Origin of the sequence: Pseudoalteromonas sp. SD03 (assembly GCF_040937955.1) — a bacterium.
Classification (GTDB): Bacteria; Pseudomonadota; Gammaproteobacteria; order Enterobacterales; family Alteromonadaceae; genus Pseudoalteromonas; species Pseudoalteromonas tetraodonis.
The window spans coordinates 2,844,626-2,860,656 of record NZ_CP162514.1 but is presented as its reverse complement, the minus strand read 5'-3'; the positions used below and the strand labels follow the sequence as shown (position 1 = coordinate 2,860,656).

Here is a 16,031-nt window from a genome sequence, read left to right as displayed (position 1 = left end):
ACTGCCTTAAAAGCATCTCAATTATAAAACTATATCGATAAGGTTTCTCATCTCAAAATAGATTATTTAATCAACCGAACTAGAGCCCAAGCTTGGTGTAAGCTCTTTATAATAAGTGTCTATAAACAAAGGTTTCAAAAGTATAAGCAGCTGCAATGAGCGTCGCGATTGGTGCGTAAACTAAAAGGCTTTTAATTAAGTATTTAAACTGGCTTGGGAATATGCTCTGCAGTGAATTATATTGTGCAAACCATAAAAAAGCGCCGCTTGTGTTGGAGAAACAAGCAGCGCTGAGGGATAAGTTAAGTGTATAAGTTAAGAAAAAGTTGTATTAAATGACACTAATTTTGTTATGAATGATTTTAACCCCATCCATATTTTCTAAAAACTTTTGTGCGAGAGCGCGTTCAAAACCGTTATTGGCTTCACCTTTAAGTTCAACGTCACCGTCATTAACGTGTACGTTTAGTTTTTCTAACTTTAAATTTGGGTTAGTGCGCAATTCATGAGTAATAGATTGTTGTAAATTAGGTTGTGTAGCCACACTGCTAACTACAGCTAAATGCGTTGCTGCACTGACTTTAAAAGCAGAGACTAATAAAAATAAACAACAAAACGAAATAAAACCGATAGTAAATTTAATGCGACTCATAACTATATCCTTAGTGTGTTACTAAAAAACAACGCCATTACTCGGCGTTTTAATACTCGTATATTCGATAGGGTTACAAGTTTCATTCCAAGATTAACTATTTGAAATAACTTACTATTTTATTAATTAGTTATTCAGCTAAGTATTTTTTACATATTACTATGAATAGCTTACTCACTGTTTTTAAGCCACAAAAAAGCCGACAAACGTCGGCTCAATTAAATGTGTTAAAGCTAAAGCTATTTTTTCTTTTTAGCTTTGGCTTTTTTCTTTGCTTTCATTTTTACTGGATCTTTACGCTTTTTAACCGGTGGCTTGGCTTCTTTATGCTTTGGCTCTAATCCTTTAAATACACGGCGTTTTAGCTTTTGCTCTATGTAACGTTCTACTTTGTAAAGTATGCCAATGTCGTGCGCTTCAATGAGTGAAATTGCAATACCTTTTTTACCCGCGCGACCTGTACGGCCAATACGGTGTACGTATACATCTGCAGTGCGAGGCATATCAAAATTAATTACGTGGCTTATATCAGCTACATCAATACCGCGGGCCGCTACATCGGTAGCGACTAAAATACGGGTTTTGCCACTGTGGAAGTTTTCCATGGCTTTCATGCGTTTGTCTTGTGGCATTTCACCACGTAACCACGCAGCTTTTACGCCGTTATTAGTAAGCTCACCAATTAGGGTTTCAAGGCGCTCACGGGTTTTTACAAACACAATCGCTTTACTTACATCAGGGCCATTTAAGGTGTTAACTAATAGCTCTAGTTTATGGCGGTAGTCGTCGGCTAAATGAACCCATTGATGAATTTTAGCTTTTTCTTTGCGTGATGATTCGGCTTCAAGTAGCGCGGGATCGTTTAAAATACGCTCTGCAAATAATTCTACGCTGTCACCTTCAAGAGTAGCTGAGAATAAAAAGCACTGACGACGGTTTTTAGCTTCATCACAAATGCGCAGCATTTCTTTACGAAAACCCATGTCGAGCATGCGGTCGGCTTCATCAAGAATGAGCATTTCTACGTTTTCTGCATGGAAGTTTTCGGTTTCTAAATATTCCATTAAACGCCCAGGTGTGGCGATTAAAATGTCATTATTATTTTCAAAAATTTCTTTGTGTGTACCGTAGTTTATACCGCCGGTAACCACCCCAATTTTTAACTGGGTTTGTTTTGCAAGTAACTCACATTGTTCATGAATTTGATAAGCAAGCTCGCGCGTTGGGGTCATAATTAATACCCGTGCAAAACCCGGATCACGACGTGGGAAATCCATTAAATATTGAATTGCCGGAATTAAAAATGCCGCCGTTTTACCCGTACCTGTTGGTGCCGACGCTAAAATATCGCGTCCTTGCAACGCCTCAGGAATGGCTTGTTGTTGAATGCTAGTGGGGGTTTCATAGCCCATTTTATTAATAGCATTGAGTAGCTTATCATCAAGATCAAATTCAGAAAATTGCATAGAGTGTCAAAAATAGGGGACAATTGCCGTTAATTATACGCACTTAAACCTGCTTGGTGAATGAAAAGGTGAAAAAATGTCTGGTTTTGCATTTAAACAATTTAAGGTTGAGCACGACCAGTGCGCCATGAAGGTCTCTACCGATGGTATTTTACTGGGCGCATGGGCTGATTTAAGCCACGCAAATACGTTACTTGATATAGGAACAGGTACAGGGTTACTGGCTCTAATGTGTAAGCAACGAGCGCCACATTTAAAGGTGAGCGCGGTTGAAGTTGATGAAGCCGCCTACCAACAGGCTTTACAAAATTGCCAGCAAAGCCCTTGGCCGGATATTAGTATTTACCATCAGCCTATTCAGCAGTTTGAGGCTGCAGGTTTATTTGATTGTGTTATAGCTAATCCGCCTTATTTTAATCACAGTTTAAAAGGTGATAATGCAGCGCGAAATACCGCTCGCCATACCGATGGTTTAAGCTTTGCAGAACTGCTTGGTGCGTTTAGGCAACTAAGTCATCAACATTCGCGTTTTAATCTTATTTTACCCACTACTGAGGCGCAGTTATTTATAACATTAGCACAGCAGCAAGGGCTGTATTTAAATCGTCACTGCCAAGTACAAGCTATGCCAAATAAGCCCTTTAGCCGCAGTTTGATGACTTTTAGTTATGATGATGGCGAAGTAAGTAAAAGCACCCTATGCATAAGGGAGTTAAGTAATGCTTACAGTCAAGACTACATTGCACTGTGCAAGGCGTTTTATTTAAATATGTAATACCACGCTGTATGCCTAAAGCATTTTTACGTAGAGTGTTTTATAAAGGATTGTTAGTATGGCGCCATTATTGACTCATGTTTAAAGTAATCTGATGAATTTATTAACTAAAAAAACAAAAAAAATACTATTACTAGCCCTTTTAGCGGGCAGCTTATTTAACACCTCTGAGGTTTTTGCTAACCCCACACCGGTTGGGCTTTGGAAAACTATTAACGAAGAGACTAACGAGGCTAAGTCGTACGTGCGCATTACTGAGCAAGATGGCGTGCTGACTGGAAAAATTGAAAAAATACTCAATAAAGCCAAGCAAGATGCACTTTGCACCGAGTGTGATGGTGATAAAAAGAATCAGCCTATGTTGGGGATGACCATTATTGAAGATGTGACCTATGCGGGTGACGGTAGTTGGGAAGACGGTGAAATACTCGACCCAAATAATGGTAAAACCTACAGCGTGCGTTTAACACCGCAGCAAAATGGCGAAAAACTAGAAGTGCGCGGTTATGTGGGCTTTTTTTACCGTAACCAATACTGGTTAAAAGTAGAATAGTTAAGAATTAAAAAGCGCTGCATGGCAGCGCTCTTTGCAATAGTGAGTTATAGGGTTTCAGCGTACTCTGTCATCACTTGTTCTACCCACGTGGCAATACGCTCGTCGCTTAGCTCGTACTGACTATCTTCGTCTAATGCTAAACCTACAAACTGTTTACCGTCTTCGGTAAGTGCTTTTGATGTTTCAAATTCGTAATTACTGTCGTTCGGCCAAAAGCCTAATTGAGTAATGGCTTGGGCATTTATTTCGTCGTGAAGCATGCCTAATGCGTCTTGAAACCACTGGCCATACCCTTGCTGATCGCCCATGCCAAATAAGGCTATAGTTTTACCATTTAGGTCAACGTCTTTTATGTCGTCCCACTTTGATTCCCAATCTTCTTGAATTTCGCCAAAGTCCCACGTAGAAATACCAAAAATGATAAAGTCATATTGCTCAGCGTTTTTAAGCGGCTCGTCTTTAATATTATGTAAGCTGACAATGTCGGCGCCAATAATATCGCGTATTTTTTCTGCCGCCATTTCGGTATAGCAGGTAGTAGAACCAAAAAATAAACCAATCTGCATCGTATTTATCACTGTGTAATTGCCTGTTATGATAGGCTCAAGTTTACCGTAAGGTATTTTTAATTGATACCTTCTCCCGTGGTATTACCAACATGAGATCACAACGTGACAACGCTATCTGACGATTTACCTGAACAAAATACTGAGCTAAGCAGCAATAGCGACTTTTTAGAAACCTTTTTAGATAGCCTCTATTTAGAGCAAGGCGTAAGTGAAAACACACTGAGCGCTTATCGCAGTGACTTAGATAAGTTTTGCCAATTTTTAAAAGGCGAAAGCTTAATGACGGTAACCAGTCTAGATGTTGAAAGTTACCTAGCACACCGCGTTGATTTAGGGCTAAAACCACGCAGCACTGCGCGAAGTATTAGTGCATTAAAACGTTTTTATCAGTACTTTGTGCGTGAAAAAATAATTAGCGACTCACCTATGGTCAATATTGCTCAGCCAAAGGCAGGGCAGTCGTTACCAAAAACGCTATCTGAGGCCGAAGTAGAAGCGTTATTAAGTGCGCCCAACATTGAAGAGCCAATGGGGCTGCGCGATAAAGCCATGCTGGAGTTACTGTATGCAACAGGCCTGCGGGTAACTGAGCTGGTGGGGCTTAGAATGGAGCAAATAAATTTGCGCCAAGCTGTGGTGTTTGTAAAAGGTAAGGGAAACAAAGAGCGGCTAGTGCCTTTAGGTGAAGAAGCTATGTATTGGCTCGAGCAGTTTTTAAAGCTCGGGCGCGCACAAATGATAAAACACGCCACCGATTTTGTATTTCCCTCTAAACGAGGGGTAGGCATGACACGACAAACTTTTTGGCATCGGATTAAACACTATGCTATTTTGGCATCTGTTGAGTCGCCGCTATCACCCCATACCTTGCGACATGCATTTGCAACGCATTTATTAAATCATGGGGCTGACTTGCGTGTGGTGCAGATGATGCTTGGCCACAGCGACCTATCAACTACCCAAATTTATACGCATGTAGCGAATGAGCGATTAAAATCGGTGCATGCTGAGCATCACCCTCGTGCTTAAGCGAATTTTTTTGTCACTAAGCCGGTCATATAGACACGATAAGATAAGTATTTTTAGGATAGAGAACCCGTTATGAAAAAATTAATGTTAGCAGGTGCCATGTTGTGCACTAGTTTGAGCGCTTTTGCTAATAGCGTTGCAGTCACTCTGGATGCTACAGATCCTATCGTGACGAAATTTGCCGCGCTAGGGGTGACCGTTAAACAAATTAATCCAAGCCCCGTTGCAGGCTTAAAAGAATTGATCACCAATAAAGGTGTGCTGTATGCAAGTCCTGACGGTCAATTTTTAATGCAAGGTACGCTAATCGATTTAAACAACCGTAGTAACTTAACCGAGCAAGCACTTAATGGTGTTCGCCAATCAGGGTTAAAAGAATACGAAGACTCAATGATTGTTTACAAAGCACCTGAAGAGAAGCACAGCATTACTGTATTTACCGATATTAGCTGTGGTTACTGTCGTAAATTACACCGTGAACTAGATGACTTACTTGATGCGGGTATTACCGTTAAGTATTTAGCATTTCCACGCGGCGGTCTGCAAGGATCTGGTTACGCTGATTTAATGAATGTATGGTGTGCGAAAGATCAGCAAGAAGCATTAACTGAAGCTAAATCGGGTGCAGATACCCAAATTGTTAAAGGCTGTAGCGCACCTGTTGCTGAGCATTATCAGTTAGGCCAGAGTTTTGGTATTAGCGGTACACCGGCTATTATTTTAGAAGATGGCACGATGATCCCAGGTTATCAGCCTGCTGCGGCATTAAGCGCAGCGCTTGAGGCTAACAAAGCGGGCTAAGCAATACCACGAGTATGTGTTTAAAAAGGCCTTAATGGCCTTTTTTTGTCTTATATCATGAACATCATAAGTTAAAAACTAGCATGAAAAAAATGATCATTGCGCGAGAACCCGTTGACGACTCTCATCTGCCGAGCCATCTTCACCCTGTTATTAAGCAAATTTATGCCACGCGAAATGTTTCCCATGCCGATGAGCTAAACAATAGCGCAGCTACACTCCACGACTTCAAACTTTTTAAAGATATAGACAAAGCCAGCCAACTGTTAATTGAAGCCCTACACGCACAAAGCAAAATACTTATTGTGGGCGACTTTGACGCCGATGGCGCAACCAGCACCGCCACCTTAATGCAAGGGCTGGCCATGTTTGGCTTTACCCACTTAGATTACTTAGTACCAGACCGCTTTAGTTTAGGGTACGGTTTAAGCCCAGCATTGGCTGAGCAAATAGTGACGATGCAGCCCGATTTAGTGATCACCGTCGATAACGGGATTTCGTGTATCGCAGGCATTGATATTGTTAAAGCCGCAGGCATTAAAGTGCTGGTAACAGATCACCACTTGCAGGGTGAACAACTGCCTAACGCCGATGCTATTGTTAACCCTAACCGCCACGATTGTGATTTTCCCTCTAAGTCGATAGCCGGTGTTGGTGTGGCATTTTATTTACTCATTGCCCTGAGAAGTGCACTGCGTGAACAAGGCTACTTTAACCAACATCCTATGCCGAATATTGCTGATTTGCTTGATATTGTAGCGCTAGGTACGGTGGCCGATGTGGTGGCACTGGATGCAAATAACCGTACGTTAGTACATCAAGGCTTGGCACGTATTCGCAGTGGAAAAACTCGCCCAGGCATTACCGCACTGATTGAAGTGGCTAATCGCAATGCCGCGCGCTTGAGCGCCAGTGACTTTGGTTTTTCGCTTGCACCACGCTTAAATGCAGCAGGGCGCTTAGACGACATGAGTCTAGGCATAGCGTGTTTACTTAGCAACGACATAAATCAAGCAAGGCGCATAGCTGGCGAGCTTGATAGTTTAAACTTTGCCAGACGTGAAATAGAGCAAGGCATGCAAGTAGAAGCGCAAGCGGTGCTCGATAGGCTCGCCTTTAAAGAAGACAGTGTGCCCGATGCTATTTGTTTGTACCAAGACGATTGGCACCAAGGGGTAATTGGTATTTTAGCCGGGCGCTTAAAAGAAAAGTACCACCGCCCAACGGTGATATTTGCCGGTGGTGAAAACGGTGAAATAAAAGGCTCATGTCGCTCAATTGAAGGCTTGCATATGCGCGACTTACTTGAGGGATTAAACACCGCGCAGCCTGGTTTAATTAATAAATTTGGCGGCCACGCAATGGCGGCAGGATTAAGTATTAACGAGCAGCAATTTACTGAGTTTAAACGTGCGTTTGATAGTGCGGTCAGCGCGCAACTCAGTGAAGAAAGTAAACGCTGCATTGTATTTACTGATGGTGAACTACCTAACGACTGCTTTAGCATGGATTTTGCGCAATTATTAAAGCAATCAGGCCCGTGGGGGCAGCAATTTCCTGAGCCGATATTTGAACACACCTTTGAAGTGATACAGCAGCGCATTGTGGGTGAAAAACATCTAAAGTTAGTCCTTAAACACCAATCTGCACGTTTAGTTGACGCCATAGCTTTTGGCATTGATGTAAAAGCGTGGCCAGATACCGAGGCGCAGTTTGTTAAAGTAGCGTACCAGCTCGATATAAATGAATTTAGAGGTAAATTTAGCTTACAACTGATTGTAAGAGAGCTTGAAAAAGTGGGCTAAAAAATATCTTCAAACCATGCATAAAAGGCTAATAAAACGCGCGGTTTTTTGTTAAAATCGGGCGTTTTTATTATTTGATGATTTTTAATTGCGCTCAGTCTCTTTTTTAAGTGCGCAATAACCTAGCCATTTTGGAGTAATGTACATGTTTGAAGTGAATCCTGTGATTAATCAAATCAAGGAAATTCGCGAACGTACTGAACTGCTTCGGGGGTACCTTTGACTACGCTCTTAAACAAGAACGTTTAGAAGAAGTTAACGCCGAACTTGAAGATTCAGCCGTATGGAATGAACCTGAGCGCGCACAAGCCCTTGGTCGTGAAAAGTCAGCACTAGAAGCCGTTGTTGAAACCATTGACACCTTAGTGGCGGGTACTGACGACGTTGAAGGGTTAGTAGAGCTTGCTGTTGAAGCCGAAGATCAAGACACCTTTGATGAAGCACAAAGTGAACTGGCTGATTTAAATCAGCAGCTTGAAGGGCTTGAGTTTCGTCGTATGTTTTCAGGTTCTCACGATTCAAACGATGCTTACCTTGATTTACAGTCAGGTTCTGGCGGTACTGAAGCGCAAGACTGGTGTAATATTTTACTGCGTATGTATTTACGCTGGGGTGAAGCAAAAGGCTTTAAAGTAGAGCTTGTTGAAGCGACCGATGGTGATGTTGCCGGTATTAAAGGCGCAACGGTGCGTTTTTCTGGCGAATACGCTTATGGTTGGTTACGTACTGAAACAGGCGTACACCGCCTCGTCCGTAAAAGCCCATTTGATTCAAGTGGCCGCCGTCATACCTCGTTTGCTTCTGCGTTTGTTTACCCAGAAGTTGATGACAACATTGAGATTGATATTAATCCGTCTGACTTACGTATAGACGTTTACCGTGCATCAGGCGCGGGTGGTCAGCACGTAAATACAACTGAATCAGCGGTACGTATTACTCACGTGCCAACTAATACTGTGGTGCAGTGTCAAAACGAGCGCTCGCAGCATAAAAATAAAGCCCAAGCAATGAAGCAGTTAAAAGCGAAATTATTTGAGCTTGAGCTACAACAGCAAAATGCAGAAAAGCAAAGCCAAGAAGACAACAAGTCTGATATTGGCTGGGGAAGTCAAATTCGTTCTTACGTACTTGATGACTCGCGTATTAAAGATTTACGTACCGGCGTTGAAAACCGTAATACTCAAGCGGTACTCGATGGCGACTTAGACAAATTTATTGAAGCCAGCTTAAAATCTGGTTTATAACCACCAAGCTAAAAAAGAGCTAAAAAATGACTGATCAAATCCAAGACGAAAATAAGTTAATCGCTGAGCGTCGCGGCAAATTAGACGCTATTCGCGCAAATTGCCCAGCCAACGGTCATCCAAACCAATTCCGTCGTGAGCATTACACGGCAGATTTGCAGGCTGAGTTTGGTGATAAGAGTAAAGAAGAATTAATCGAATTACAGCACGTAGTATCGATTGCAGGTCGTATTCTTGCTAAGCGTGGTCCGTTTATGTCTATTCAAGATATGAAAGGCCGTGTACAAGTTTATGCATCAAAAGACGTACAAAAAGATTTAAAAGCAAAATATGGCCAGCTTGATATTGGCGATATTATTGGTGTTAAAGGGCCGCTTAATAAATCGGGTAAAGGCGATTTATACGTAGATATGGCTGAGTACGAACTACTGACTAAGTCACTTCGTCCACTTCCTGAAAAATTCCATGGCCTATCGGATCAAGAAACGAAATACCGTCAGCGTTATGTTGATTTAATTACTAACGAAGCAACGCGTGAAACATTCCGTATTCGCTCACAAGTGGTTGAAGGTATTCGTCGCTTTTTAGCAGACCGCGATTTTATGGAAGTAGAAACGCCAATGCTACAGGTTATTCCTGGTGGTGCATCTGCGCGTCCATTCGTAACTCATCATAATGCGCTTGATATCGACATGTACTTGCGTATTGCGCCTGAGCTTTACTTAAAGCGTTTAGTAGTAGGTGGTTTTGACCGTGTATTCGAAATTAACCGTAACTTCCGTAACGAAGGGTTATCAACGCGTCACAACCCAGAATTCACCATGATTGAGTTCTACCAAGCGTACGCTGACTACATTGATTTAATGAACATCACCGAAGACATGTTACGTACAGTTGCAACTAACGTATTGGGCAGCCCAATCGTTGTTAATACGACTAAAGATGAAAACGGTGAAGTGATTGATTCAGTAGAGTATGACTTTGGTCAACCGTTCACACGTTTAAGCATGAGCGACGCAATCTTAAAATACAACCCTGAGTTTGATGCTGCGGTATTTAACGACCCAGAAAACCACTTTGAAGAATTAAAAGCGTACGCTAAACAAGTACACGTTAAAATTCCTGAAAACTGCGTATGGGGCCCAGGTAAGTTCTTATGTGAAATATTTGAAGAGACGGCTGAGCATATGCTTATCCAACCTACATTTATCACAGGGTATCCGTGGGAAGTGTCTCCACTTGCACGTCGTAACGACGAAAACCCATTTGTAACTGACCGCTTTGAATTCTTTGTTGGTGGCCGTGAGCTTGCAAATGGTTTCTCTGAGCTTAATGATGCACAAGATCAAGCTGAGCGTTTTTCTCGCCAAGTTGAAGAAAAAGACGCAGGTGATGATGAAGCAATGCACTACGACGAAGACTACATTCGCGCGCTAGAGTATGGTTTACCACCAACAGCCGGTGAAGGGATTGGTATTGACCGTTTAGTCATGTTGTTTACTGACTCATCAACTATCAAAGATGTTATTTTATTCCCACATATGCGCCCACAAGCAGACTAAGCTTGAAGGAATAAACTAAAAAATTATCAACGCCGCTAACTAGCGGCGTTTTTTTTGCCCTATTGTTTGTGAGACATTGCCTAAACTTCACATTAGGGCTTTTAATTAATAAGTACTACACTGATAATGAAGTGTAAGTATAAAAGTAAATTAATCTTTAATTCAGCTTCATTATCATAAAGTTGCTTGACTGCTTAGCAACATTACAGCAGTGCTATAACTTTTTGGTATGATTGTTTTTTAAACATTATGTTGTATTTATGTGAATTTTTTAGCTAAAATGTGGCCGAAATTTATACACGGTCATTCTTAGTCGTAAAAAATAAAAATTTCTAAAGGACTTAGAGAAATAATATGAAAGCTAAACGAGTAGAATCTTTACCTGATGAGAACACTACAGAGCAACAGCGAGAAGCGTATTATCGCGCGTGTATTGCCGAGTTTCAGAAGTTAGGCTATCAAGAGCAATACCTTGCTGAACTTACGGACGAACTAGTGCCAGTGATGGGTGTAAATTCAAGCACCCCAAACACCTAACCTGATTATTTTTCAAACTAATTACACTTTAAAACCAGGCATGTGTGCAATCTATAGCCATATAGTCACTTTTGTCAGAAAAGTGTTTGACATATTTTCTGAAATCTTTATTATACGCCCCACAAGACGGAGAGGTGTCCGAGTGGCCGAAGGAGCTCCCCTGCTAAGGGAGTATAGAGTTTGTAGCTCTATCGAGGGTTCGAATCCCTCCCTCTCCACCATTTTTAAATGGCGCATCTTGTAAAATAAAGTATGGGCGCATAGCTCAGCTGGATAGAGTACCTGGCTACGAACCAGGCGGTCGGAGGTTCGAATCCTCCTGCGCCCACCATACTTTACTCTCTTTTAGAGAACGCTCTGCTTAGAGTTAAAACAAGCAAAATGAAAGTGGGCGCATAGCTCAGCTGGATAGAGTACCTGGCTACGAACCAGGCGGTCGGAGGTTCGAATCCTCCTGCGCCCACCACTTTCAACTCTCACTTAGAGTTTAAATAAGTAAATATGAAAGTGGGCGCATAGCTCAGCTGGATAGAGTACCTGGCTACGAACCAGGCGGTCGGAGGTTCGAATCCTCCTGCGCCCACCACTTTCATAAATAAGCCGACATTAAGTCGGTTTTTTTGTGCCTGAAATAAATCAAAGCGTGGATGTGGATAGAGTAACCTACTCCGAACCAAGCAGTCGGAGGTTCACTCTTAGAAGATACGTCCTGCGCTCACCACTTTCATACATAAGCCGACACTGAGTCGGTTTTTTTGTGCCTGAAATAAAGTGAATATGGGAAAGTAGCAAGCTACGAACCAAGCGGTCGGAGGTTCACTCTTAGAAGATACGTCCTGCGCCCACCACTTTCTATTACTATTAAAGTTAATAGAAAAGAAACCGACGAAAGTCGGTTTTTTTATGTCTGAAATTTGAGAAAGCTTTCAGATATCAGTTAAACCTAATGATACCTGCCAAATCTTCCATTCAGTCACTTCTCTAAAAGCGCAGCGCCTCGTAACCTTTTTATGAGTAACGCCCTTAAAAACTTAAATTCACAAAGAGAAATGAAAGAGGGATAAATGAGAAGTTCAAAATCACCATGAGTATTTAAACGCCTGTAAGCTACGTTCTATAAATAATACCACCGCCAACTTTTCAATGTAGATGTGCCGCTTCTTCTAGCTACGAATCAGGCAGTCACAGGTTCACCCTTACAAGAGATATCCTGCGTCTACCGCTTTTATAAATAAGCCGACACTAAGTCGGTATTTTTGTGTCTGAAATAGAGTCAAAAAGCTAAACTACGAGGAAAATACTTGATGTTTATCTGGCTTTAGCTTCAAAAATTAGAAGGTGATTTCGGTTTGTATTATATCTAACTCGTCTTGGCGTATTTGACTAGTAATAAAAATAATCGATATGGATACTATGAGACTGTTAAATAAAAGTAACAAAGTTTAACGTTTACACACACATCCAAAAGGTCAAACATGCACACAATAAATAAAACAGCACTATCAATAGCCGTTGCGTTGGCTTGTTCAATGCCATTGAATGCTCAAGAAGCTTCCGCGGATAAGGAGCAAGCGTCAGAAAAAGAAACAGTTTCATTAGAAATCATTTCGGTAACAGCAACTAAGCGCAAAACAAGATTAATGGAAACACCTGTTGCCATTACAGCATTAACTGAAGCCGAGCTGAAAAGAAACGGTGTTAATAGCGTTAAGGATATTGCTAACTTAGTCCCTGGCTTAGATATTTCAACTGCAACAGATCAAGCTGCGCCGGTTATTTCAATGCGAGGTGTACGCTCTACTAATATTACTGAGTTTGGCGATCCGGCTGTGGGTGTTCACCTTGATGGTATTTACTCACCACGTATGCAAGGTGCCCTTGCATTGATGTACGACATAGACAGAGTTGAAGCACTAAGGGGCCCACAAGGCACCCTATTTGGTCGTAACTCAACGGTGGGTAGTATTAATGTTATTTCAGCAAAACCAGAGTTTACCGGTTTATATGGCAACGTCAGTATTGAAGCGGGAAACTTTAATAGTAAAAATATTGATGCAGTCTTAAATATTCCTATTAATGATGAATTTGCCGTTAGGTTTTCAGGAAAAGGCTTGAAACGGGATTCTTATTTAGAGGGGTATTACGATCCTAACCAATATGACTCAAGACGCTTAAGCGACGATATTCTTAATGCGCCAGTAATCTCTGAAGACTCTTATCAAGGCGTGGGTCAAACAATTACCCAACGAGAAAACTGGTGGATAGATGGCGCTGGCACAGATCCAGAAGCGCAAAAAGTTCGCGCGCTAACACCGGCTGATAAAAGCAATTTTTACAATAATGCTGATGAATATTCATTTAGAATTAGCACCTTGTGGGAGCCTTTGGACGGCAATTTTTCAAACCACACTGTTTTTCAAAAGTATGTAAATGACAGCAATAACAACCTAGATTTAGTTAACTGCGATAAAATTCGTGGCAGAAGTGCTGAACTAGGGGGAGACTGCACTAACTTTTTACCCAGCGATAATACTTATCAGGCGGTTGTAAATGTGCCCGGTAAGCTTAATTTAGATATCACGTACTTAAGAAACACCCTTAATTACAACATAAACGATGAATATTCACTTGTCTGGTTATTGGGCTATGAAGATATGGAACGCTCTTCAGCACAAGATAGTGAAGTAGGTTTAGACCCTTGGGATGGCGCAACTTACTTTTTAGACGGCACTGGCGCAGAGTCTTTTTCAACTGAGCTGCAAATACAATCTGATGAATATGGCGACTTTATCTGGATTGCAGGTATTAATTACTTTCATGAAAGAACAAAAACCTTAGGTTATTACGATAATCCTATGGATGACAAAGCGTTTTGGGATCAACCCGATCGTTCTACCGACGCCCTCGCATTATTTGGTCAAGGTACATACAACTTAACTGAAAAGTTACACCTAACACTTGGCTATCGATTTAGTGATGAAACAAAAGAAGATAAAGGCGGAAAAACCTATCGCTGTTCTAATGCTGATGGCTGCGCCGTAGGTTGGTTAAATAGAACTGATTTAAATAACCTTCCTGTTGACTACTACGAAGATCCTTCTATTTATGCGTCATACTTTGAAAACGACAATAAGGGAAGTTGGAAACACCATGATTTTCGTGTTGGTTTAGATTATGACATTTCACCTGAAACCATGGTTTATACCTATCTTGCCAGTGGCTTTAAAGCCGGTGGTATTGGTGATGTTTACGAAGTGGTAAATGACAGAACCGGTGACGTTACTCGTTTTGAAACCAAGTTCGACCCAGAAGAAGTACTAACATGGGAATTGGGTGCTAAATCGAGCTTTTTTGATAACTCATTAAACCTAAAAGCCGCATTTTTCTACACAGATTACACCGACATGCAATACGCATCAGTGGGCTCTATTGGTAACGTAGAGCGTTTATCTGTGGTAGAAGATGAAGATGGCTCTCCCGTTTTAGACGGTAATGGCGAGCCTGTACTCGATTTTCAAAACAAGCCAGTTATAGCTTACTACACACAAAATGTCCCTGGCTCAACAATAAAAGGGATTGAGCTTGAGTTTGATTGGAAGCCGTATCCAAATGGTCGAATTAGTGGTTACGTAACGTGGACTGATGCAAAAGTTACTGAAGATTGGAATACTAAATGGGATTACGACGCGGAGTATCTGTTTGATATTTCTTATGAAGAATCAAAAAATCCTGAAAATACCCTGTTAGCTACCAATCTTAAGGGGAATAATTTAGCAATGACCCCTGAGTTTACCGCCAATATCAGTTACACACATACACTCAACTTAGGAGAGTATGGTTTTGTTCACGCATGGTTAAATGCCAGTTGGAAAGATGAGTCGTACTCAACGGTATGGAATGTTGATAAACATTTAGATGACATGGATTTTCAAGTGCCAGATGAAGCAACAAAATATATCGATGATAGCCGCGATGCGTTTGCCGTATTTAACGCCTCTATTAAGTATGAGCCGCAAGGACAAAACTGGTTTGCAGAAGTGTTTGTTAATAATGCTTCAGATGAAACTATTCAATACTGGAATAATACTGGTAAGGGGATCCCAAAAGGCAGCTTTGGTATGCCGAGATACTATGGTATGAGAGCGGGTTTTTCATTCTAAATAACCGAGTAAAAGTTACCCTCCTACAGGCTAAAGTACTGTAGGAGGTGCTTGATTAAATAAGGATTTAATAATGAAAACGAAGTTAATTTCAACCTTAGTTGCTGGCCTTATAGTTATTTCACCCGCCACATACGCTAACTATTTTAAAGACGATTTTTCGTGGGGATTTGACACAACTCTTTGGAGTGCACGTAGTGGCGATAATGGCTCACCTTTTGGCTGCGAATTTGTCCCAAGAATGATTAACCCAAGTCAACACGGCATCACCCTTTCTCTGTCACAAGGTGCATGTGCTGAGCTGCAAAGTAATCACTTTTATAGTTTTGGTAAGGTACAAGGCAGTGTTAAGTCGGGCAATATCGCCGGTACCGTGTCTTCTATTTTTACTTATACCTCATGGTGGGATTCGCCAGGACGCGCATGGCAAGAAATAGATATCGAACTATTACCTTCTTTAGGCAATGTTGTTCATACCAATGTGATTTACCAGCCCCAAGGAGGCACGTATCAAAGTTGGGAAAAGGATATCGATTTAAGCCAGTTTGGGCTTGATTACAGAGAAAACTTATTAACCATTGGCTTTGATTGGTCAAGCTCATCAATTCGTTGGTATCTGTACGACTCACAAGGAAACGAGAAAACAATTAGAGTGATGTACAAAGACAATGGGGATGGCGTAATAGCCGATAATGAAATTCCCGGCTATGCATGGCCAATTGATAAAACAAAAATAATGATTAACCAGTGGAATGGTGACAACTCGACTCAAGGGAATTACTTTCCGGGTCAATACTACGACAGCCCTTCATGGGCATATTATGATTTTATTGAATATATTCCACACTAAATTAATCAGTCCGTATTTTATAAAA

13 protein-coding genes and 4 tRNA genes are annotated in these 16,031 nt (G+C 41.3%); 14 read left to right on the top strand and 3 right to left on the bottom strand.

All coding sequences use genetic code 11. From position 1 onward, the window contains the following. Positions 1-331 precede the first annotated feature (331 nt). Together ABZP26_RS13365 and srmB are read right to left on the bottom strand one after the other, a co-directional pair. Entirely contained in the window at positions 332-652 is a 321-nt protein-coding gene (locus ABZP26_RS13365) for a BON domain-containing protein (RefSeq protein ID WP_008110653.1), read from the bottom strand. Positions 653-891: 239 nt separating this feature from the next. Next, complete coding sequence (gene srmB / locus ABZP26_RS13360; RefSeq protein WP_013465810.1) at positions 892-2,118, bottom strand: ATP-dependent RNA helicase SrmB; 1,227 nt, start codon at positions 2,116-2,118, stop codon at positions 892-894. A gap of 76 nt (positions 2,119-2,194) precedes the next feature. Between srmB and ABZP26_RS13355 the strand changes: the two genes are divergently transcribed. Continuing rightward, entirely contained in the window at positions 2,195-2,893 is a 699-nt protein-coding gene (locus ABZP26_RS13355) for a tRNA1(Val) (adenine(37)-N6)-methyltransferase (protein WP_096038754.1), read from the top strand. Between the two features lie 94 nt (positions 2,894-2,987). Next, a complete protein-coding gene (locus ABZP26_RS13350; RefSeq protein ID WP_016900533.1) occupies positions 2,988-3,446 on the top strand; it encodes a DUF2147 domain-containing protein in 459 nt (152 codons plus the stop codon). A 47-nt stretch (positions 3,447-3,493) separates the two neighbouring features. Here the strand turns inward: ABZP26_RS13350 and fldB are convergent, their stop codons facing one another. After that, positions 3,494-4,015 carry a flavodoxin FldB gene (gene fldB / locus ABZP26_RS13345; RefSeq protein WP_138687021.1) on the bottom strand — a complete coding sequence of 174 codons (522 nt, stop codon included), beginning with the start codon at positions 4,013-4,015 and terminating at the stop codon, positions 3,494-3,496. A 105-nt stretch (positions 4,016-4,120) separates the two neighbouring features. On the opposite strand from fldB, the gene xerD reads away from it, so the two are divergent. The 12 genes from xerD (at position 4,121) to ABZP26_RS13285 (ending at position 16,006) form a co-directional block, all read left to right on the top strand. Further along, positions 4,121-5,047, top strand: coding sequence for a site-specific tyrosine recombinase XerD (gene xerD / locus ABZP26_RS13340; protein WP_008467794.1), 927 nt, complete (start codon positions 4,121-4,123; stop codon positions 5,045-5,047). A gap of 72 nt (positions 5,048-5,119) precedes the next feature. Then, positions 5,120-5,848, top strand: a complete 729-nt coding sequence (gene dsbC, locus ABZP26_RS13335) for a bifunctional protein-disulfide isomerase/oxidoreductase DsbC (protein WP_138687022.1) — start codon at positions 5,120-5,122, stop codon at positions 5,846-5,848. An 83-nt stretch (positions 5,849-5,931) separates the two neighbouring features. Continuing rightward, entirely contained in the window at positions 5,932-7,653 is a 1,722-nt protein-coding gene (recJ, locus tag ABZP26_RS13330) for a single-stranded-DNA-specific exonuclease RecJ (protein WP_138687023.1), read from the top strand. Positions 7,654-7,798: 145 nt separating this feature from the next. Then, a protein-coding gene (prfB, locus tag ABZP26_RS13325; RefSeq protein WP_096038752.1) for a peptide chain release factor 2 occupies positions 7,799-8,897 on the top strand; the annotation gives its coding sequence in 2 pieces (ribosomal slippage) (positions 7,799-7,873 and positions 7,875-8,897; 1,098 coding nt in all). Between the two features lie 26 nt (positions 8,898-8,923). Beyond that, positions 8,924-10,459, top strand: coding sequence for a lysine--tRNA ligase (gene lysS, locus ABZP26_RS13320; RefSeq protein ID WP_008467803.1), 1,536 nt, complete (start codon positions 8,924-8,926; stop codon positions 10,457-10,459). A gap of 354 nt (positions 10,460-10,813) precedes the next feature. Continuing rightward, the gene (locus ABZP26_RS13315; RefSeq protein ID WP_013465804.1) at positions 10,814-10,996 is read left to right on the top strand and encodes a hypothetical protein; all 183 of its coding nucleotides are present in this window, start codon (positions 10,814-10,816) and stop codon (positions 10,994-10,996) included. A gap of 128 nt (positions 10,997-11,124) precedes the next feature. Next, a tRNA-Ser gene (locus tag ABZP26_RS13310) sits at positions 11,125-11,217 on the top strand. Positions 11,218-11,250: 33 nt separating this feature from the next. After that, positions 11,251-11,327: transfer RNA gene (locus ABZP26_RS13305), tRNA-Arg, on the top strand. A 58-nt stretch (positions 11,328-11,385) separates the two neighbouring features. Then, positions 11,386-11,462: transfer RNA gene (locus ABZP26_RS13300), tRNA-Arg, on the top strand. A 43-nt stretch (positions 11,463-11,505) separates the two neighbouring features. Further along, a tRNA-Arg gene (locus tag ABZP26_RS13295) sits at positions 11,506-11,582 on the top strand. A gap of 889 nt (positions 11,583-12,471) precedes the next feature. Then, positions 12,472-15,156 (top strand): TonB-dependent receptor, encoded by a 2,685-nt coding sequence (locus ABZP26_RS13290; protein WP_368485059.1) that lies wholly within the window; start codon positions 12,472-12,474, stop codon positions 15,154-15,156. Positions 15,157-15,229: 73 nt separating this feature from the next. Then, the gene (locus ABZP26_RS13285; RefSeq protein ID WP_024600785.1) at positions 15,230-16,006 is read left to right on the top strand and encodes a family 16 glycosylhydrolase; all 777 of its coding nucleotides are present in this window, start codon (positions 15,230-15,232) and stop codon (positions 16,004-16,006) included. Positions 16,007-16,031: the final 25 nt, after the last annotated feature.

What these genes read in the sequence shown, in the direction of transcription:
- srmB (WP_013465810.1), bottom strand. Translation starts at nt 2,118, where the DNA reads ATGCAATTTTCTGAATTTGATCTTGATGATAAGCTACTCAATGCTATT.
- ABZP26_RS13350 (WP_016900533.1), top strand. Translation starts at nt 2,988, where the DNA reads ATGAATTTATTAACTAAAAAAACAAAAAAAATACTATTACTAGCCCTT.
- lysS (WP_008467803.1), top strand. Translation starts at nt 8,924, where the DNA reads ATGACTGATCAAATCCAAGACGAAAATAAGTTAATCGCTGAGCGTCGC.
- ABZP26_RS13315 (WP_013465804.1), top strand. Translation starts at nt 10,814, where the DNA reads ATGAAAGCTAAACGAGTAGAATCTTTACCTGATGAGAACACTACAGAG.
- ABZP26_RS13365 (WP_008110653.1), bottom strand. Translation starts at nt 652, where the DNA reads ATGAGTCGCATTAAATTTACTATCGGTTTTATTTCGTTTTGTTGTTTA.
- fldB (WP_138687021.1), bottom strand. Translation starts at nt 4,015, where the DNA reads ATGCAGATTGGTTTATTTTTTGGTTCTACTACCTGCTATACCGAAATG.
- dsbC (WP_138687022.1), top strand. Translation starts at nt 5,120, where the DNA reads ATGAAAAAATTAATGTTAGCAGGTGCCATGTTGTGCACTAGTTTGAGC.
- ABZP26_RS13285 (WP_024600785.1), top strand. Translation starts at nt 15,230, where the DNA reads ATGAAAACGAAGTTAATTTCAACCTTAGTTGCTGGCCTTATAGTTATT.
- ABZP26_RS13290 (WP_368485059.1), top strand. Translation starts at nt 12,472, where the DNA reads ATGCACACAATAAATAAAACAGCACTATCAATAGCCGTTGCGTTGGCT.
- ABZP26_RS13355 (WP_096038754.1), top strand. Translation starts at nt 2,195, where the DNA reads ATGTCTGGTTTTGCATTTAAACAATTTAAGGTTGAGCACGACCAGTGC.
- recJ (WP_138687023.1), top strand. Translation starts at nt 5,932, where the DNA reads ATGAAAAAAATGATCATTGCGCGAGAACCCGTTGACGACTCTCATCTG.